This is a genomic window from Noviherbaspirillum phoenicis (genome assembly GCF_047237965.1).
GTDB lineage: Bacteria > Pseudomonadota > Gammaproteobacteria > Burkholderiales > Burkholderiaceae_D > Noviherbaspirillum_A.
Window position 1 is genome coordinate 41,045 of sequence record NZ_JBDFLX010000003.1, and the last position, 18,907, is coordinate 59,951.

Below are 18,907 nucleotides of genomic sequence, written 5' to 3' on the forward strand. Positions count from 1 at the left end.
AGATGTCTACACGATTGAAAGAAGAATTTTCTGGGGTCGCAAAAGACATGGCTAAAACTTTTTGGCAGGCCATGCTGGAGACTCCACGTCAAATGTACTCGCCTTGGATAGCAGGTGGTGCCACAGTAATACGTGAGATAAAGAAGATTGCCGCACCTAAGAGTGACGACAAATGTCACCACCCATCAGGGACGAAGTGATTCAAAATAGTGGCTACTAGGCACTATTTGATCTACTTGCTGTTCCTTAAAGTGTTCAGAGATAACGAACACGTAAACTGATAGATTGCTCCTTTTGATAATTCTGAGCAAAGCTTAACATTAATTTATTGTAAATAAGCAGCTTTTCGCCTGCCCCTCCTTGTCTCTCAGCTACTCGTTAGTAAGCGCTTAGAAAACTCACCTTGTTACGGGTGCGGCATACCGATCAGTAGCAGCATCGCTGAATCTGCGGTCAATGAAGTCGTCAGCTTGTGTTGTGCGAAAAAGCGGCAGATGCGTTGGACGAATAAGGAGGCACACCTTCTTGTGCAGGTTCGGGTAGCGGTGCTGAACGGCGAGCTGAGAATGCGCAACATGCCTGATCGACGGCGACCCCACACAGAGGAAAAGAATCACAATCACTGCCAATGCGTAGCCTAGCGATGCCTCCGGTTTTGACTGCTCTCCTTGCGCCAATTGAACAACTGACTGGCGGCGACGCCATGCTGTCGTGCCACCAACGACACGCTCATGCCGGGTTCGTAGGTCAGGCGAACTAGGTCTGCTTTCTCCTGGGTGGACCAGCGCCGGCGGCTGCTCGGTCACGGTGACCACTTAAATTTTTTTGTTAGTGATAGTCATATTCACAGTCTTATTCCTATGCGTAAGATAACGCATAAACTGTGTCCGGCGTTCTAGTGGTAGTTTGTTGAAAGTGGCGGCGGAAGGTCTATGGTGGTAGCAGGAGGTACTGCTGCCATGACTGCACGTCGTCCCTGTCCGCCAGCCGCGGGGCCGCTGGAAGACTACGCCAAGCACTTCGACCCGTTGTTTCATTCGCTGGCGCAACGCCGTAACTTCCGAACCTACCTGGCCGGCCTGCTGGCGCCACGCGACCGGCCCAAGACGCTTACGGCGTTGGCTGGCGCCGAGCCGCTGGTGCAAGCCCAAACTGCGCCGGTACAGCAATTGCAATTCTTCTTGTCCGAATCGTTTTGGGATGCGGACGCCGTGACTACCCGCACGCTGCAATTGCTGGCCGAGAATGCGCTGACGGCCAGCGATCCCGATGGTGTGCTCGTCGTTGACGATACTGGCGACCGCAAGGACGGTTGTGCCACCGAACATGTGGCACGCCAGTATTTGGGTTCGGTGGGCAAGATCGATAACGGCATCGTGGCGGTGACGACCTTGTGGGCCAATGAACAACGGTATTACCCGTTGCATGTAGCCCCCTACACCCCGGAAAGCCGTCTGCCCGACGGCAGGAAGAACCCAGCTTTCCATAGCAAACCGCAACTTGCCATGGCATTAATTGAGCAGGCGATGACGGCCGGCATTACGTTCAAGGCGATTGTGGCGGACTGCTTTTATGGCGATCATCGGGAACTGGTCGCCACCTTGCGACGGCGCCGACTGCCTTTCGTGCTGTCGCATCGCGGCTCGGTCGGACGCGGCTGGGCACCGGAGGACATGGCGCACTCCTTCAACGAAGCCCTGGACGAACTCCGGCTGCGTGACTGGCACAAGGTGACACGCCACTTCCGTGACAGACATACCGAACGCTGGTGGGCAACCGAATTGACCTTCCTGAACTATGGCCCCGATCAGCCGGTACGTGCCATCTGCGCCACGACAGACCCGCGGACATTGCCGGAATTGTCGACCTGGTACCTGACGACCAATCTGCCGCTGGAAGCGGCTTCTCTGGAGGAAGTGGTACGCCTGTACGGGCTGCGACACTGGGTCGAGCAAGGCTACAAGCAGATGAAGGATGAATTGGGCTGGGCTGACTTCATGGTACGTAGCGACCAGGCAATCCGTCGGCATTGGCAGCTGGTGTGCTGCGCCTTTGCCTTTTGCTGGTGGCAGGAGGCACGACAGGCACATCAACACGCTCTGGTGGATTCGCCGGCACGAAAAAAAAAGCCAGCCGGTACGGTTGCCGATGCGATGTCGCTGGCCGCGTCTGCTTCGCTCGGTGCGGGCATGGTTGTCAATGCCGCACGTAGTTTCCTCATATCTGCCGAAGTAAATTTCCCCACCCTTGGCAGTGGGAAGTCAACCCGGCAGTGACGCGGCTTCCTCCCTTTTGGGACGGCCGGGCCGGCGCTTTTCCGGTACAGGGCTACCCATTTCATTGAATGCAGGACGGTTGCGTAAGTGCTCTGGAATCAGGGCGGCATGTTCCCGAAGCCGGTACGAATTGCCTTCGATGGGAATGACGATCGCATGGTGTAGCAACCGATCTAGCAGCGCAGTGGCCACAACTGGATCGCCGAAGATCTCGCCCCATTCACTAAAGCCACGATTGCTGGTCAGGATCATCGCGCAGCGCTCGTAGCAGGCATTGACCAGCTGGAAGAACAGATTGCCGCCGGTCGAGCCCAACGCCAGGTAACCAATCTCGTCAACGATGAGCACGCTGTGGCGCGACAGGAACTTCACCCGCTCACGCAGCTTGCCTTCGCGCTCGGCCTTGCGCATGGAATCAACCAGCTCGGCCAGTGTGGCAAAGTACACGCTCTTACCAGCCCTGATGGCTTCTACACCGAGTGCCACGGCAAGGTGGCTCTTCCCTGTTCCAGGTGGCCCAAGGAAGTGCACGCACTGGCGTCGCTCAATGAACCCCAGTTCCGCCAGCGCCATGACACGGCTGCGCTCCAGCGATGGCTGGAAGCTGAAGTCGTAACCGGCGAGCGTCTTGAGCACTGTCAGGCGTGCAGTCTGCAAAGCGATCTTGATGCGTCGACTCTCGCGTGTGCTGTACTCCTCGCCCAGCAAGGCTTCGATGGCTTCCAGGGCAGTAAGCTGCCCTTGTTCGATCTGTGACTGCACCGTCTGCAAAGCTTCCAGCGCGCGGGGCATCTTCAAACCAATCAGATGCCGACGGATGCGTTCGGCAATGGGTTCATGGGTCATCGCTGACCTCCGATCTGCCGTGCAATAAAGTCATAGACAGCCAGCGGTCGCTGGGCAACAGCGTGGCCAGGCGGTAGCACAATGGCATCCGGCTTCTCGCGCTGCATGATCCGCTGCAGTACCCGGTGGCCCGCCAGGACTGAGCGCTCGCGCCGGCCCGCCAACCGGGCATGGGTAGCGATCAAGGCGCCGTCCTCGAAGATGCGCACGCTATCAGGCGTGGTCTCCACATCGAGTATCCGCTTCCTGGTGCCGTCTGGCACGCTGTAGTAGTTGCCGCCAACGCTGACACAGCCTTCGTGGCTAACACGCCGCTCGACGCGCAGTACCGCTTCAAACCGACCAGCCGGCAAGGGTTGCAGTTGCGGCTGCTCCTCTCGGAAGTGCTCCACGACGACGCGCCCAGTCGTGCCATGGCAACGTACATTGGCCACCGTATCGAGCCAGTGGCGTAGTTGGCGGTTCATGTCATCAATGTCCTCGAAACTGCGCGCCATGAAGAAGTCGGCACGGATATAGCGGTAGGGACGCTCGACCTTGCCCTTGGTCTTGGCTCGATACGCCTGGCAGGCACGCGGAAGGAAGCCGTAATGAGTCCCGCACGCCAGCAGCTTGCCGTTGTAGACGATGCCTTCGCCGCTGTCGTCCTCTCCCAGTACCGCCGTCTTCATGCGGTCGTACAGGATCTCCCGTGGTACACCGCCGAAATGGGCAAACGCTTCCATGTGGCAGCGCAGGACCGTTGGCAGGTCCTGGTGTAGAACGAATTGGCCCCACGAGTAACGACTGTGGCCCAGCACCATGGCAAACAGCCAGACTCGGCGTACGGGCCCCTGGTTGCCAAAGCAGACTTTGAACTCGGCAAAGTCGACCTGCGCCTGTTCGCCGGGCGGCGTTTCAAATCGGACTTCAAAGATGGGCGCCGGCGGCGGGCGTACTGTGCGCAGGAAATCGTTGACTGCCGTGCGGCCACCCGTGTAGCCCTGCGCCCGAATCTCCCGTAGCAGCCGCTCGCCAGTGAGTTCCGGCCAAGCAGTCACGCGTTCGCGTAAGTAGGCTTCGTAAGGCTCGACTACCGTTGGACGAGGGTGGCGCGGCTTGTATTTCGGCGTTGCCAATCCCTCGCGAATGTACTTGCGCACAGTCTTACGATCATGCCCGGTCCGCTCCGCAATTGCCGATACCGACAGGCCTTGCCGGTGCAATTCGAGAATCATCATCCACTCCTTTAACTTGACCACTTGCTCTCCTACCGGCAATCAACATGCCGTCATGGTGGAGCAAGTAGAAAGCGGGCGCGAAATCCGGTGCGCGCCCGCCTTACCGTTCAAACTGGGGAAAATTCAAACGGCAGAAGTGGGGAGTATTACTCCGGCAGTGACAATGGTTGACGCCATTGAACTGGCTCATGCGCTGCTGGCGCATGTTCTCCGCTCAGCCCCCGCCCGCCGAATTCGCCAAGCTCGCCCGATACCTCATCGAGACAATCGGAGGCGGAATCAACCTCTATCTCCGCTTATAACAAAGTACCACTAGCGCAGTCGTCGAATTAATGTACGGCATAGCCACAGAGATTGAACCAGCCCTTTGCATCCGATTGCGAAATATGTTCGATCGCTTGAGTAAGAGCCTCATCAAGTGCTTCTCGGGTCCGCGCCTTGGCTTTTCGGAGAATTGCCTTGAGCTTGGACCAGCAGATCTCAATTGGCGAGTAATCCGGTGAGTACGGCGGCAGGTAAATCAATCGGGCGCCGATGACTTCAATGGCTTCCCGGATGCCACGAACCTTGTGCACGCTGAGGTTTTCCATCACCACGATGTCATCGGCCACCAGCGTCGGCACCAGCACTTGCTCGACATACGCCCGAAACACGGCCGTATCGGTCGCACCCTCGACTGTCATGACGGCGTCGGGCCCGGTGCAGGACAGCGCGCCAAGGATAGCAATGGGATGGACTCCTCCTCCCCGAAAGGGCACCGAGGTGCCAGACTGGAGTTTCCACACACCAGTCGTAAAAGAAGGAGTCCACCATGAAGCTTATTCGCGTTGGGGTCGATTTGGCAAAGAATGTCTTCCAGGTCCTCGGTGTCGATCGCACTGAGAAGCCTATTTGGCGTAAGAAGCTAAGCCGTGCTGACTGGTTGAAGGCACTGTTAGAGCGAATTGAACCGGGCTGTGAAATCGGCATGGAAGCCTGTGGCGGTGCCCATCACTGGGCGCGCCAGTTGCAGGCCCATGGCTATACCGTCAAGCTGGTTGCGCCACAGTTTGTTAAACCTTACGTCAAGAGCAACAAGAACGATGCCAACGATGCCGAAGCCATTTGTGAAGCGATGAGTCGGCCTAGCATGCGCTTCGTAGCGGTTAAAACGGTCGAGCAACAAGACATCCAGGCCGTGCACCGTATCCGGGCTGAATTGATCAGCCAGCGAACGGCCAAAGGCAATCAAATTCGGGGCTTATGCTTGGAATATGCTTTGACTGCGCCGCGAGAATTAAGCCAGTTGCGGGCGGCTATCCCATATTGGTTGGAGGACCAGACAAATGGATTGAGCAGCCGGTTTCGCCGGTTGCTGATGGGTCTCTGGGAGGATCTGCTTGGGCTCGATAAGCGACTCCAGCAACTAGATGCCGAAATCGCGCTCATTGCAGAGGCGGATCCGGTCGCCAAGCGTCTTCAGCAGCTCCGTGGAGTTGGCCCCATCATTGCCACGGCGATCGTGGCTACGGTTGGCAACGCAAAGCAGTTTGCCAACGGCAGGCAAATGGCGGCTGCACTGGGTCTAACACCGCGGCAGAACAGTTCCGGTGGCAAGGAGCGCCTGCTTGGCATCAGCAAGCGGGGTGATTCTTATTTGAAAATGTTGTTGGTTCACGGGGCACGGTCAATGATTCGAACTGCCGGGTCGAAGACGGATCGGCTCAGCCAGTGGGTCATGCGCATTGCCAATACACGGCACCAGAATATCGCGACAGTGGCACTGGCAAACAAGACCGTCCGCATTGCCTGGGCCATGATCACGAAAGGCTCGGATTACCACCCTGACAGGGTAACATCTTAACTATAGATAAGAAGGAGTCAGCAAGCAGTAGTGTCCAACCACGATTGCAAGACAAGCCGTTGATGGCCAACAGGTCGAACCGGCGCTGGTAGAACCCGGAAACGTCTGTGGCAGAAAAGCCCGTGATAGCGATAGGGAACCGGCGCGCGAATAGCCCATTATGGTCGAGCATCACTACAGGTGCAGCAGTCAGAGACCGGATATACGTGAGTAGTCGTACCTAATACCGAAAAGCGGATTGTTTGCAAACGAGGAGGAGTCCATATATGACGTTCAAGCCAAAGTTTTTCGGCACTGCCTCCGCGACCCGCCGACCGAAGTGGGCCCGGCCATAGCGGCGCGTCATGGCAATGTTGCAGCCGGACTCGTCAATAAACTTCAAGTGTCGGCACGCGCAGGCGGCAAGTTGCGTGCGGTATTGCTGACGTGCCAGTAATACAGTCGGTGTGTCCCGTTCGCTGGCATGAACGGTTTTTTTTTGCGCCGCATGTGCAGTCGATGCACGCAGCTAATGCTCACTGTCAGACCGCATTGGGTTTGCAAGCGCTCGGCGAGCTCGGCCAGGGTCAAGTCGTTTTGCTCGGCCAGCCAGCGCTGCACCTGTTGGCAGGCGGCCGCATCGAGCAACCCCAGACGGCCGGCGCGCTGGTGGTCGGGTTCCAAGGCGCCGGTGCGACGATACAGCCGCAGCAACTTCTCGACAAATGCCTGGCTCACCCCAAAAAAGCGGGCCACTTGTGCCTGCGAAGCTGTACCGCGCTCACAGGCCTAGACGACTTTGCGTCGTAGATCCACGGAATAAGCAGCGCCCATGATGGCCTCCTTACGGTAGAAAAGCTCATCATTAGACCGCATTAATCGCGCCGCATTCCACCGTCTAGCATTCCGACAACTGCGCTAAGCATTTCGAGCTGCTTACGGCGCAGGCAGTCGTTGCGCTGCGTGCCGCGCTCGGCGCGTTTGTCCGTGTCGCCGTATCCTTCCTGGAAAAGTTTCGGTTAAGGCCTGCTCGGAAAACATCTCGTGCAGGTCACGCTTCTCTCGAAATTCCTCAAAGCTGGGTGTGCTCGGCGCGTAGGCAATGCGCAAGGCTTGCGCCGCCACGCGTAACAGCTTGGCCGCGGAGGTATTGCCGGTCTGGAGCGCAGTCACGGTGAGCTGATCGCGAATCCATTTCACCACCGACTTCGCTACCCGAAAATTATTCTCGCTGCCGTCGTCGTCCGACGTCGTTTCAAGTTAACGGCGGGCGAAGGTGCGAACGTCCAGACCGTCAAGATAGCCTCGGTAGAAAGCGAAATGATGCCGTCCAGGCTGAATAAGGACGGTACCGCGAGCAATTCATGTTGCTGCCATCAGGCGATCCTATACGAAAGACCGGGCGTTTCCCAGAATGAAAATCCATCACGGCCGACAGACTGCGCCGGCGCGTGCCATTGGGGAAGGACTACACTTTCTCGCTCCATGGCTCGATAGCTAACTTGCTTTATTTTCTAGGGCCTGTTCACGCGATCTGAGCGAATCGACATGAGCTCGAATTGGACTAATACCAATCCCAGGCTTAGCTGAACCAAGGAATGTGCCGGGCGTCTGAAGGGAACAAATCTCTGTACAGGTGACGGCAATGTTGACCGATGAAGTTTTACAGCAACTGCAAAGGTACAATTTCGACCTGCTTGCACGCCAGGAACTCAATGGGCAACGACGCATGCGCTATATCGCATTAGCGCACTTAAAGGATGGCAAGAACTTCACGGAAGTGGCCAGTGCATTGCGTGTGACGCGCCATGCCGTCATGCGCTGGCTGAAGTGGTTTGCCAGCGGCGGGGTCGATCGACTGGCCGGTGTGCCCCATTACTGGAGCACGCAGCGGCTTCCCAAAGTCCAGGAAGAAGCCTTTCGCCAGGCGGTCGAGCAGTTGCAGGCCAGCCGTGGTGGCGGCCGAGTGCATGGGGAAGATATCCGGCAGTTGCTGGCCGAGCAGTTTGCGGTGACGTACAGCTTGAACGGCGTGTATGACTTGCTCAAGCGCCTCGATATGGCCTGGATCACGGCCCGGTCTATGAGCCCGCATGCGGATCCGGCCAAGCAGGCCGCATTCCAAAAAAATTTTTCCAGCAGGTAGAAGCGGCACTTCCCAACGGGGTGTGCCTGGAACAGGTCGATATCTGGTTTTAGGATGAGATGCGCGTTGGGCAGCGCGGTACGCAGACGCGGGTGTGGGCACGCAGGGGAACACGGCCACGTGTGGTGCGACAGCAGCAATCCGAGTCGGCTTATATCTTTGGTGCGGTGTGCCCGCAATGCGATGCGGCAGTCGGTCTCGTGCTGCCCTTTGCCAACACCCAGACCATGGCGCTTCATCTCGAAGCAGTCAGTCAAGCTGTACCGCCAGGCCGGCATGCCGTACTGGTACTGGGCCAGGCGGGATGGCATACGACACCGAAACTGCCGCAGTTTGCGAATGTATCGCTGTTGTCGCTGCCAGCGGGATCCCCTGAGTTGAATCCTGCGGAACAGGTTTGGCAGCAGTTACGCGATCGCAGTTTGGCCAATCGCTGCTATGACAGTTACGACGACATCGTCGACGCCTGCTGTGACGCATGGAATAAATTCACCCAACTCCCCGGCGCAATTCGTTCGCTGTGTACACGCGTTTGGGCAAGTTCACCCGCCGATCAAGGAATCTCATGACTCGGGATTGGTATAACACTACTTTCCTTGGTGGCACAGTCGCATATTTACCTGCCAAGCTCTACAACACTCTGGGTATATTGAGAGAATTGGCGTTGTGTTCAGACGTGAGCGAAAATTAACGGAAGTGCTCTGGCAATAGCGGCAATTTTGTCTTCCTGAACCGCTCCGGCTTTGAACTGACCCCCCAAGAGTTGGACACAACTCTGGAGGTTTTATGAGGACGTTCGACGTCAAGTTCAAACGAAAGGTGGTCCGGGAGTATCTCTCTGGCAAAGGGGGATACAAGCTCCTGGCCGCCAAGTTTGACATCGCTGATAGCCAAGTCAGGAGATGGGTCGGGGCATATCAGCATCACGGCAGTGCCGGCCTTACTCGTCAGCACGGTCGATACACGTGTGAGTTCAAGTTGGAAGTGCTGCACCGCCTCGCGGCAGAAAACCTGTCCTGCCGCGAGCTGGCAGCTCGGTACAATATCGGTAATCCTCATAGCATCACGATGTGGCAGCGACAACATGAGCGCGGAGAGCTTCGTTCGCCGCAGGATATTCTCCCATTGGATAATCTCGTGCCAACAAAGAAAAAGACCTCGGCTCGGTCGCCAGAGCCTGAGCAGTCAGAGCAGGCAGACCGCTTACTGAGCGAGAATCAACGGTTGCGCGCGGAGGTTGCGTACCTAAAAAAAGTCAGAGCCTTGGTTCTAGCGAAAAAAACAGCGCAGCAGAAAGGGCGCAGATAGTGCTAGAGCTGAGGCGGGAGTTTCCTTTGGCCGACTTACTGCATGCTGCGCAACTGCCGCGTAGCACGTTTTACTATCAGGCGAAGGTATTGGCTATGCCTGATAGGCATGATGAGCTTAAAGCGCGGATTCGGGCTGTCTATACGGAACATCGCGGTCTGTATGGCTATCGTCGCGTCACGGCGGCTATCCGTCGCGATGGTTGGTTGGTGAATCATAAGGCCGTACAGCGACTCATGAACGACATGGGAATGCGGTCACGTGTGCGCCCGAAAAAGTTTCGGTCCTATAGGGGCGAGCTTGGCGAAGCCGCACCTAACTCCCTCAATCGCGACTTCACGGCATCGCAAGCAAATCAGAAGTGGGTCACGGACGTAACGGAGTTCTGCGTCGCCGGTAAGAAGCTATACCTGTCTCCTATCATGGATCTCTACAATGGCGAAATCGTAGCTTACGAAACCAGCCGTCGGCCTGATTTCTCGCTGGTGATGGACATGCTAAGGAAAGCCGCAAGGAAATGCAGGGGAAAGGACAGACCGCTGCTTCATTCCGACCAAGGCTGGCACTACCGGATGCAGCCCTATAGATCGGCTCTGGCTCGATACGGGATGAAGCAAAGTATGTCGCGAAAGGGAAATTGCTTTGATAATGCGGCCATGGAGAGCTTCTTTGCTACCCTGAAAGCCGAGTATTTCCATCTCTCCGACTTCGAGGATGTCGAGCAACTGGATGCGGGCCTAAAGTGCTACATCGACTACTACAATCGACACCGCATCAAATCGAAGCTTAGCGGCATGAGCCCGGTGGAATATCGACTTCAGGCAGCACGTAACTGAAGTTTAACCATCCAACTCCTGGGGGTCAGTTCAAAACCGGGGCGATTCATCCAAACCGTTTTGGCTAATATGTGAAATGAGTATCTTCACTGTTCACCCAGTTTGATTTTTATCAGAAGCATATGTCTATACGACGCTAGCCTCCATTAGAGAGCAACAAAATAAATATTCAAGTCGATTGAAGTCTTGGAGAAAAAATGGCATTAGATTTGTTACACGCTTTGTCTATCCCCGCGCCGCTTCCACCACGAATCACTCCAAAAGATCATTGGGTTACATTTGATCTAGAAGTAGATAAGCTGCTTGATGTTAAGAGGGCACAAAGGGAATTTAAGGTCGATGGTGCTGGCCTTACCGCTGCGGTACTAGATACCGGTCTGCGAACCACGCATGAATGCTTCACCGGCCGAGTTATTGGAGTAAAGAATTTTACAGAAGAGGACGGGAGTGATCCAAACAATGTTACCGACTGGAATGGACATGGCACAAACGTAGCTGGAATAATTGCTGCAGGTACTAATGACGAACGCCGTGGAATTGCACCGGCAGCAAACCTTGTTTCTCTCAAAGTCATTCCAGCTCCGAACTTATCTGTAATTATCGAGGCGCTCGAATGGGTATATGCCAATGCAGAGAGGTTGAAAATTAGCGTGGCCAATCTTTCACTTGGTGTGCCTAATACCAATTTTAAAGATGATACTGAACCAACAAAAACACTGGAAAGTTTTGCCAAAATCACCGAAGCGCTCGCTACCAAACGAGTTGCAGTGGTAGCCGCAGCTGGAAATAGCTATTACAGCGTTCAAGCGGAGGGAATGAGCATACCGGCAATATTTAGAAACGTTATTTCAGTGGGTGCGGTTTATGACGAATCGTTTAAAAACCGCTCCTATAGTGATGGTGCTACTGCGTTTTCTACTCACGCCGATCAACTTACCCCGTTTACTCAGCGCCTGTCAAAAGAAACGAGTCCGGAATGCTATACAGATATTTTTTCGTCGGGCGGTGCTGTAACTTCTGCGGGTGCTGCTGACGATACGGCCGCATCCACTCAAGACGGAACGAGTCAAGCATCGCCGACAGTCGCAGGAATAGTCCTTCTTTTGCAGCAATATTATCTACGAAGAAAACACGAAATGCCGACTATTGCTCTGCTACAGGACCTACTCCGTGCAAGTTCTACTTGGATAATAGACGGCGATGACGACGACGACAATGTTAAGCACACTAACAGGAAATATCCTCGGGCAAATGCGTTTCAGTCGCTTGTTGCACTTCACAAAGCAATCCAGCTTGGACTTGTATAAATAAACGTTGCTCCGGAATTATTCGAGGGATAAAATTATGTCTGTGACCGTCACATTACATGTATTCTCTGGTAGACCAGACCCAGCATGGGAACTCACTGATGACCAATCAAAAGAGCTTTCCGCCCGTCTCGCTAGAATAAGTAAAAGTACACTTTTAAAACCGCCTGGCATTATTGGCGGATTGGGTTATCGGGGTTTTACCATCAATTCGGTAAGAGAAAAGGACCTAGAGCCAGAGATGTATATACATGCAGGCATTGTTGACCTTGCTCGGTTTGGAGCAAACTTAGTAAGTGATGCGCCGGATTTAGAGCAATGGTTATTATCGACCGCCAGTCAAAATGTAGATGCGAGGATTAACCAACATGTCAGTCAAGAGCTATCCAGTGGAAAAATATCGGCGCTAGCTCAGCAGCCGGCCATTATGAGCATTCCTCCCTATACTCCGGGAAAATGGAATAATGATCCTAATATTCAACACAGGAATAACTGTTATAATTACGCCAACGACAAAATAACAAATACATTTGCACAGCCTGGGCGCGGGACTGGACAGAGTTGGACTCAATTGCTTTCTTGTGCTAATGACGTAGAACCAGCGGCGCAGCGTGACGGGCAAGTCCCAGTTTCTACTCCAGCAACTACGCCGACTCAAGGGCACTTCATTGCCTTAGTTCTAGGCATAGGCTACGACTATCATTGGTATCGCTTGGATGACAATGGTAACTGGTCGCATAAGCCAGGTCAAACTCCGGCGAGAAATGTAGATAACTCTGGACGTACTATAACCGACCCACAAAACTGTGACCGGGGACCGTACAATATTTTCTGTGGATTCTTTAAATGCATCCCAGCAAACACACGCATAAACTAAAACGATTATTGGCAATAAATTATCATTCACAGGAAATTACTCCACCTGCGTTTGATTGAGCCCGTTGCTCGCAACGATTAAAACCCCCTCTAAAAAACTACGGGTCCAAAGTGTTTTGCATGCTTGAGATGCGTCATAACTTGGCGCTTCCAAGTCTTGATTCAGCATGTTTTTGCGAGCACCATTCCATTTGCGCTACTACTTAATGCCGGCGCAACTACATAGCCCAATCATTCGATCCGGGCAATGTTGACCTTTGGCGGGATGCGATGACTGACTCACTTGACTGCAGATCTCTTGCCGCCCTGTATGACCGGGGGCTTCTCGTTCCCTTCATTGGCTCTGGAATGAGCGATCCGGTGTGCACCCGCTGGGAGCCCTTTATCAAGGGTTTAGAGCAACAGGCTGGATTCGAGCAAGAGCCGAACATAAATCTTAGCGTGATAGAACGGGGTTTGTTCGCGATACAAAGACTTCGTCTTAATGGTGCAGATGTCGCTCGCGCAGTTCGTGCCTCGGTATATACCGACAATGACGATTTAGACTCAACTCACTCGCCAGCACTAGCTTCCTTTTTTTGGCCGCTTGTATGCACGACTAATTACGATGACGTGTACCTTAGGGCAAAGCTCAAAATTCGGACAACGCCACCGCGCGTGATAGGAAGATCAGAAGCCGATTGCCACTACCTGTTGCAGCACCTAAGCTTTCCCGTCGATGAGGTACTTTGGGCTCTTCAAGGATTTCTCGAACCAGAACACAAAGTCGTAAGAGAAGCCTTCACCAGAGCCGGCTTCGACGGGAGACGCCTTGAAGAAGAACTCGTAGTTGGACATGCGGAATACCGACAGATTGCACACCGCACGCCTCATTTTCGTCGATGTTTCGCCGAACTGTTCCGTTCAAAGTCGCTGTTTTTCCTTGGGTCGGGACTTGGTGAAAGTTATTTTCGCGCGCTTTTTGACGAAATTATTGAGCTTTTCGGTCCGCCAATCGGCCCACATTTCGCAATCGTGCAGGAAGGGCAGGTAGTTCCTCGCCTGATGCGTGAGCAGTACCACATTGAGTGCTATACCTATCCCCGTGGCCAGCATAGCGATGTATCGAGGATGCTCAATGGATTTATGAGATTCCTGAAAAGCCAGCGGGCTAGATCAAGCCGATGGGGGTTCCACTTAAATTCACTTTCAATCCGGGACACCCATCGCGCTCAGCCGCATTTTGAAATTGCTCGTGCGACGCTGCCTAGCGAAAGCGATTTGCCTGACAATGAAGCTGTAGCAATTAGCTGTGGCCGAGCCTACAAGGATAAATCGAAAAATCCACTTCCACCGCCCGGAGCTCCAATGCTAAGCGATCGCGCTTTGCTTGGCGCTGGTGGCCCGACGCTACGGCGTTATGCTTGGATAAATGACTATACCGTCAAATGGGGCGGTTTTGAGCGCAGCTATGGAATTGTTGCTAGGGAACTTTCTGACGACACTCTATCATCGCGTGATGCAAGAAGCCCCGAAGCCATTCGAACCGGGTTCCGTGCTTTTTTGGAGGTTGTTGAAGCGACTGGCATTAAGGTCGCACATGTTCAGTTGTTATCTGCTGGGAAACAACGGGTTTTTCATCCATGGGTATCTCTCGTCCAGATGGCCAGGGCCTATGGTCAGTGGTGCCAAGAGAGAACCCCCGACGAACACTTTGAACGAATGCGCGTGATCGTCTATGTTGTCGATCCAAGTGTGATTGCTTTGATCGATGGTGGCTATGTCAATTTGGCTGAGCAACTCGAGAATACCCCTCTGCGCATACGTGTAGAGGTTATTGATACGCAGGGAAAGTCAGAAACGCATTATAAGATTGTTGATCCGGATGGTAATTTAAATGATTGTATTGCTGAGTTACCAAAGGAAGACCGAATCCCAAAGTTGTCAGCCTACCCCGTTCCAACCCACCGATTCCAGGCGCTAGGCTTAAACGAAATCGGCAATATGAAGGTGAGGGAATTTGGCCTAGTTTCCGGAAGCACTTTTATCGTCGACTATCGAAGTAGAACGCCATAAGTCCATTTCCCCAAAACATCTGTTGCCTGCCTTCGCAGCACGGCAAGAGTCAATCTTTCACTCTGAATGTTAAAAGCCGAGGTTAGCATCAGATCAACAGACCGCACTACGAAGGCAGATGCATTGGAAACGTCAACATCCGCCATGCCGGGCAAAAGCTTTATTCACTTAGCGGTTGCATTGCTGAAGCCGCTGACCACACGGCTGTCATTAGTGCGCGCTGAAAAAACGTTTTGGTCGACTCACCATGTGAGGGTTAGCGTTTGAAACCGGGTACGGAATTTACAAGGATTTGCCGGTCTCATACCCGTTTTCCGGAAGATTTTAATGAGGCCAACATGGACCCACGTCATTTTCCGCAGAGCCAGTGTCACTGCCGGAGTAATACTCCCCACTTCTGCCGTTTGAATTTTCCCCAGTTTGAACGGTAAGGCGGGCGCGCACCGGATTTCGCGCCCGCTTTCTACTTGCTCCACCATGACGGCATGTTGATTGCCGGTAGGAGAGCAAGTGGTCAAGTTAAAGGAGTGGATGATGATTCTCGAATTGCACCGGCAAGGCCTGTCGGTATCGGCAATTGCGGAGCGGACCGGGCATGATCGTAAGACTGTGCGCAAGTACATTCGCGAGGGATTGGCAACGCCGAAATACAAGCCGCGCCACCCTCGTCCAACGGTAGTCGAGCCTTACGAAGCCTACTTACGCGAACGCGTGACTGCTTGGCCGGAACTCACTGGCGAGCGGCTGCTACGGGAGATTCGGGCGCAGGGCTACACGGGTGGCCGCACGGCAGTCAACGATTTCCTGCGCACAGTACGCCCGCCGCCGGCGCCCATCTTTGAAGTCCGATTTGAAACGCCGCCCGGCGAACAGGCGCAGGTCGACTTTGCCGAGTTCAAAGTCTGCTTTGGCAACCAGGGGCCCGTACGCCGAGTCTGGCTGTTTGCCATGGTGCTGGGCCACAGTCGTTACTCGTGGGGCCAATTCGTTCTACACCAGGACCTGCCAACGGTCCTGCGCTGCCACATGGAAGCGTTTGCCCATTTCGGCGGTGTACCACGGGAGATCCTGTACGACCGCATGAAGACGGCGGTACTGGGAGAGGACGACAGCGGCGAAGGCATCGTCTACAACGGCAAGCTGCTGGCGTGCGGGACTCATTACGGCTTCCTTCCGCGTGCCTGCCAGGCGTATCGAGCCAAGACCAAGGGCAAGGTCGAGCGTCCCTACCGCTATATCCGTGCCGACTTCTTCATGGCGCGCAGTTTCGAGGACATTGATGACATGAACCGCCAACTACGCCACTGGCTCGATACGGTGGCCAATGTACGTTGCCATGGCACGACTGGGCGCGTCGTCGTGGAGCACTTCCGAGAGGAGCAGCCGCAACTGCAACCCTTGCCGGCTGGTCGGTTTGAAGCGGTACTGCGCGTCGAGCGGCGTGTTAGCCACGAAGGCTGTGTCAGCGTTGGCGGCAACTACTACAGCGTGCCAGACGGCACCAGGAAGCGGATACTCGATGTGGAGACCACGCCTGATAGCGTGCGCATCTTCGAGGACGGCGCCTTGATCGCTACCCATGCCCGGTTGGCGGGCCGGCGCGAGCGCTCAGTCCTGGCGGGCCACCGGGTACTGCAGCGGATCATGCAGCGCGAGAAGCCGGATGCCATTGTGCTACCGCCTGGCCACGCTGTTGCCCAGCGACCGCTGGCTGTCTATGACTTTATTGCACGGCAGATCGGAGGCCAGCGATGACCCATGAACCCATTGCCGAACGCATCCGCCGGCATCTGATTGGTTTGAAGATGCCCCGCGCGTTGGAAGCTTTGCAGACGGTGCAGTCCCAGATCGAACAAGGGCAGCTTACTGCCCTGGAAGCCATCGAAGCCTTGCTGGGCGAGGAGTACAGCACACGCGAGAGTCGACGCATCAAGATCGCTTTGCAGACTGCACGCCTGACAGTGCTCAAGACGCTCGCCGGTTACGACTTCAGCTTCCAGCCATCGCTGGAGCGCAGCCGTGTCATGGCGCTGGCGGAACTGGGGTTCATTGAGCGACGCCAGTGCGTGCACTTCCTTGGGCCACCTGGAACAGGGAAGAGCCACCTTGCCGTGGCACTCGGTGTAGAAGCCATCAGGGCTGGTAAGAGCGTGTACTTTGCCACACTGGCCGAGCTGGTTGATTCCATGCGCAAGGCCGAGCGCGAAGGCAAGCTGCGTGAGCGGGTGAAGTTCCTGTCGCGCCACAGCGTGCTCATCGTTGACGAGATTGGTTACCTGGCGTTGGGCTCGACCGGCGGCAATCTGTTCTTCCAGCTGGTCAATGCCTGCTACGAGCGCTGCGCGATGATCCTGACCAGCAATCGTGGCTTTAGTGAATGGGGCGAGATCTTCGGCGATCCAGTTGTGGCCACTGCGCTGCTAGATCGGTTGCTACACCATGCGATCGTCATTCCCATCGAAGGCAATTCGTACCGGCTTCGGGAACATGCCGCCCTGATTCCAGAGCACTTACGCAACCGTCCTGCATTCAATGAAATGGGTAGCCCTGTACCGGAAAAGCGCCGGCCCGGCCGTCCCAAAAGGGAGGAAGCCGCGTCACTGCCGGGTTGACTTCCCACTGCCAAGGGTGGGGAAATTTACTTCGGCAGATATGAGGAAACTACGTGCGGCATTGACAGCCAGTACCGTCACAATCCGAGCCGCCCGGCATTACGGCCTTTGTAAGCGCACGGTAACCCCATCTTGACTTAATGCATGGTGTCCAGGGCGCATCCTGTCCACCAAAGACTTAACTGGACACTCGTACATCATGGAAGAGAACATGGACGTCAAGCCGATGCGGCGCCGGTGGCATAGTGCGGCGTTTAAACCAGAGGCAGTCGGGCATGCATGCAGCCGAGCGTGTCAATTGCGGCGGTGGCATTGCAGCACTGGCTCAATGCCAATCTGCTGCACTGCTGGGTGGCAGAGCATGAATCTCAGGAGGCAGATGCCGTTGCCACGCGGGCAGGACCATGCCGATTCAACCAGCGGGGTTAATCCCCCGCCGTTGAAGCTGGCTGAGACGGCAGCCAGCACGCAGGACATCGTCATCAAAATTCGGCGTGGGTCTGCGGCGGCGAAGGAATCGCTGCTATTAACCAAAGCCTGGTACTTTCATGCAGAGTATTGGATTAAGTTCAAACACTCACTAGTTACCATGTTGTCTTCTAAGAGCCTGTTTGATAATTAATTGGTATCGAAGAGTCGTTTAAGAAGAAGGCTGCCTGTGGCGACATAAATCATCTGGCGGGAAACATCAACCCGCTGCTCATAGTCACGCACCAGGCGGCGCCAACGCATCATCCAGCCAAAGGTTCGCTCTACGACCCAGCGCCGTGGCAGCAGCACAAATGTGTGTTGGTCCTGGACCTTGCGAACCACTTCGACAATGAAATCTAGGAACGCTGCCTTGTCCAGCAAGACCCGGCGGTCATACGCACTGTCGGCGAACAGTCGCCTGGGCCAAGGCCAGCGCAATTTAAGTGCATCGAGCACTTGCTGCGCGCCGGCCGAATTGGAAATGCTGGCTGTGGTGAGATTAACCATCAGCAACCTGCCATCCGTATCAACGGCAATATGGCGCTTGCGACCCGTGATCTTCTTGTTGGCATCGTAGCCACGCTCGCGCGAGGCTGGTGCCTTGACCGCCTGGCTGTCCAATACACCAGCACTCGGCTGCTTGTTTCGCTCATGCAGAAGACGATCCATCATCAAGGCAATGTCATGGACGACGCGAAACAGCAGGCGACGCACGAAGCGTCGAAACCACCAGTACACCGTCTGCCAGGGCGGCAAATCGCGTGGCAGCATGCGCCACTCGCACCCTGAGCGCACCAGATACCGAATCGCATTGATCACTTCGCGCAGGTCCACGCTCCGCGGACGACCTATGCGGGATGCGGCCGGCATCAGCGGTGCAATGACTAACCATTCATCGTCGGTCAAATCACTCGGATAGCGTTTGAGTTCTCTGGTCCGGGCCAGTGCCTTTGCCCGGTGTTCCTTGGTCCACATGGCAATGCCTCCCGCGCTTTTTGCGCATCAGGCAACCAGATTAAAGGCCTTCAATGAGTTTTCAAACAGTCTCTAAGAACGAAAGTTACAACTATTTTTTCTTCGTGTGATACACGTCAATAAACTGCAAAGTCGCCATTCGGTAAAAACTTTTGCG

The 18,907-nt window shown here is 55.0% G+C and carries 16 protein-coding genes and 2 pseudogenes; 12 read left to right on the top strand and 6 right to left on the bottom strand.

What is annotated here, in order from left to right:
* Positions 1-2 precede the first annotated feature (2 nt).
* A complete protein-coding gene (locus ABC383_RS22605) occupies positions 3-200 on the top strand; it encodes a hypothetical protein (RefSeq protein WP_413017474.1) in 198 nt (65 codons plus the stop codon).
* 464 nt (positions 201-664) lie between these two features.
* On the opposite strand, the pseudogene ABC383_RS22610 reads toward ABC383_RS22605, so the two are convergent.
* Positions 665-802, bottom strand: a pseudogene (locus ABC383_RS22610) (transposase); the annotation flags it as partial.
* 157 nt (positions 803-959) lie between these two features.
* Between ABC383_RS22610 and ABC383_RS22615 the strand changes: the two are divergent.
* On the top strand, positions 960-2,276 hold the full coding sequence (locus ABC383_RS22615) for an IS701 family transposase (protein ID WP_413017476.1): 1,317 nt from the start codon (positions 960-962) through the stop codon (positions 2,274-2,276).
* On the opposite strand, the gene istB (ABC383_RS22620) is transcribed toward ABC383_RS22615, so the two are convergent.
* From istB (ABC383_RS22620) to ABC383_RS22630, 3 genes and pseudogenes are all read right to left on the bottom strand, one after another.
* On the bottom strand, positions 2,262-3,122 hold the full coding sequence (gene istB / locus ABC383_RS22620) for an IS21-like element helper ATPase IstB (protein WP_011255177.1): 861 nt from the start codon (positions 3,120-3,122) through the stop codon (positions 2,262-2,264). The genes ABC383_RS22615 and istB (ABC383_RS22620) overlap by 15 nt on opposite strands.
* On the bottom strand, positions 3,119-4,363 hold the full coding sequence (gene istA, locus ABC383_RS22625; protein ID WP_413017478.1) for an IS21 family transposase: 1,245 nt from the start codon (positions 4,361-4,363) through the stop codon (positions 3,119-3,121). Before istA (ABC383_RS22625) ends, istB (ABC383_RS22620) begins: the two co-directional genes overlap by 4 nt.
* Before the next feature lie 391 nt (positions 4,364-4,754).
* Positions 4,755-5,025: pseudogene (locus ABC383_RS22630) on the bottom strand (transposase); the annotation flags it as partial.
* A gap of 128 nt (positions 5,026-5,153) precedes the next feature.
* Here ABC383_RS22630 and ABC383_RS22635 point away from each other — a divergent pair.
* Positions 5,154-6,185, top strand: a complete 1,032-nt coding sequence (locus tag ABC383_RS22635; protein ID WP_413017480.1) for an IS110 family RNA-guided transposase — start codon at positions 5,154-5,156, stop codon at positions 6,183-6,185.
* Positions 6,186-6,563: 378 nt separating this feature from the next.
* Here the strand turns inward: ABC383_RS22635 and ABC383_RS22640 are convergent, their stop codons facing one another.
* Positions 6,564-6,920: a helix-turn-helix domain-containing protein gene (locus tag ABC383_RS22640; RefSeq protein WP_413017482.1), complete on the bottom strand. Its 357-nt coding sequence runs from the start codon at positions 6,918-6,920 to the stop codon at positions 6,564-6,566.
* Positions 6,921-7,809: 889 nt separating this feature from the next.
* On the opposite strand from ABC383_RS22640, the gene ABC383_RS22645 reads away from it, so the two are divergent.
* The 9 genes from ABC383_RS22645 (at position 7,810) to ABC383_RS22685 (ending at position 17,926) form a co-directional block, all read left to right on the top strand.
* A complete protein-coding gene (locus ABC383_RS22645; RefSeq protein ID WP_413017484.1) occupies positions 7,810-8,310 on the top strand; it encodes a helix-turn-helix domain-containing protein in 501 nt (166 codons plus the stop codon).
* Between the two features lie 59 nt (positions 8,311-8,369).
* Positions 8,370-8,879, top strand: coding sequence for an IS630 family transposase (locus ABC383_RS22650; RefSeq protein WP_413017486.1), 510 nt, complete (start codon positions 8,370-8,372; stop codon positions 8,877-8,879).
* 217 nt (positions 8,880-9,096) lie between these two features.
* Positions 9,097-10,454, top strand: a protein-coding gene (locus ABC383_RS22655) for an IS3 family transposase (RefSeq protein ID WP_413017487.1) whose coding sequence is annotated in 2 segments (ribosomal slippage) — positions 9,097-9,565 and positions 9,565-10,454 — 1,359 coding nt in all. Because the reading frame shifts where the segments join, the coding sequence is not laid out codon by codon here.
* A 197-nt stretch (positions 10,455-10,651) separates the two neighbouring features.
* Positions 10,652-11,761: a S8 family serine peptidase gene (locus ABC383_RS22660; protein WP_413017489.1), complete on the top strand. Its 1,110-nt coding sequence runs from the start codon at positions 10,652-10,654 to the stop codon at positions 11,759-11,761.
* 37 nt (positions 11,762-11,798) lie between these two features.
* Positions 11,799-12,638: a hypothetical protein gene (locus ABC383_RS22665; RefSeq protein WP_413017490.1), complete on the top strand. Its 840-nt coding sequence runs from the start codon at positions 11,799-11,801 to the stop codon at positions 12,636-12,638.
* A 269-nt stretch (positions 12,639-12,907) separates the two neighbouring features.
* Positions 12,908-14,692 carry an SIR2 family NAD-dependent protein deacylase gene (locus tag ABC383_RS22670; protein WP_413017492.1) on the top strand — a complete coding sequence of 595 codons (1,785 nt, stop codon included), beginning with the start codon at positions 12,908-12,910 and terminating at the stop codon, positions 14,690-14,692.
* 510 nt (positions 14,693-15,202) lie between these two features.
* Positions 15,203-16,447 (top strand): IS21 family transposase, encoded by a 1,245-nt coding sequence (gene istA, locus ABC383_RS22675; RefSeq protein WP_413017478.1) that lies wholly within the window; start codon positions 15,203-15,205, stop codon positions 16,445-16,447.
* A complete protein-coding gene (gene istB, locus ABC383_RS22680) occupies positions 16,444-17,304 on the top strand; it encodes an IS21-like element helper ATPase IstB (RefSeq protein ID WP_011255177.1) in 861 nt (286 codons plus the stop codon). The genes istA (ABC383_RS22675) and istB (ABC383_RS22680) overlap by 4 nt, the downstream gene beginning before the upstream one ends.
* A gap of 379 nt (positions 17,305-17,683) precedes the next feature.
* Complete coding sequence (locus tag ABC383_RS22685; RefSeq protein ID WP_413017494.1) at positions 17,684-17,926, top strand: hypothetical protein; 243 nt, start codon at positions 17,684-17,686, stop codon at positions 17,924-17,926.
* On the opposite strand, the gene ABC383_RS22690 is transcribed toward ABC383_RS22685, so the two are convergent.
* Positions 17,923-18,750 carry an IS5 family transposase gene (locus ABC383_RS22690; RefSeq protein ID WP_413017495.1) on the bottom strand — a complete coding sequence of 276 codons (828 nt, stop codon included), beginning with the start codon at positions 18,748-18,750 and terminating at the stop codon, positions 17,923-17,925. The genes ABC383_RS22685 and ABC383_RS22690 overlap by 4 nt on opposite strands.
* Positions 18,751-18,907: the final 157 nt, after the last annotated feature.

Coding starts and splice junctions, on each gene's coding strand:
- ABC383_RS22605 (WP_413017474.1), top strand. CDS start 3: ATGTCTACACGATTGAAAGAAGAATTTTCTGGGGTCGCAAAAGACATG.
- ABC383_RS22615 (WP_413017476.1), top strand. CDS start 960: ATGACTGCACGTCGTCCCTGTCCGCCAGCCGCGGGGCCGCTGGAAGAC.
- istB (WP_011255177.1), bottom strand. CDS start 3,122: ATGACCCATGAACCCATTGCCGAACGCATCCGTCGGCATCTGATTGGT.
- ABC383_RS22635 (WP_413017480.1), top strand. CDS start 5,154: ATGAAGCTTATTCGCGTTGGGGTCGATTTGGCAAAGAATGTCTTCCAG.
- ABC383_RS22645 (WP_413017484.1), top strand. CDS start 7,810: ATGTTGACCGATGAAGTTTTACAGCAACTGCAAAGGTACAATTTCGAC.
- ABC383_RS22650 (WP_413017486.1), top strand. CDS start 8,370: ATGCGCGTTGGGCAGCGCGGTACGCAGACGCGGGTGTGGGCACGCAGG.
- ABC383_RS22660 (WP_413017489.1), top strand. CDS start 10,652: ATGGCATTAGATTTGTTACACGCTTTGTCTATCCCCGCGCCGCTTCCA.
- ABC383_RS22665 (WP_413017490.1), top strand. CDS start 11,799: ATGTCTGTGACCGTCACATTACATGTATTCTCTGGTAGACCAGACCCA.
- ABC383_RS22670 (WP_413017492.1), top strand. CDS start 12,908: ATGACTGACTCACTTGACTGCAGATCTCTTGCCGCCCTGTATGACCGG.
- istB (WP_011255177.1), top strand. CDS start 16,444: ATGACCCATGAACCCATTGCCGAACGCATCCGCCGGCATCTGATTGGT.
- ABC383_RS22685 (WP_413017494.1), top strand. CDS start 17,684: ATGCCGTTGCCACGCGGGCAGGACCATGCCGATTCAACCAGCGGGGTT.
- ABC383_RS22690 (WP_413017495.1), bottom strand. CDS start 18,750: ATGTGGACCAAGGAACACCGGGCAAAGGCACTGGCCCGGACCAGAGAA.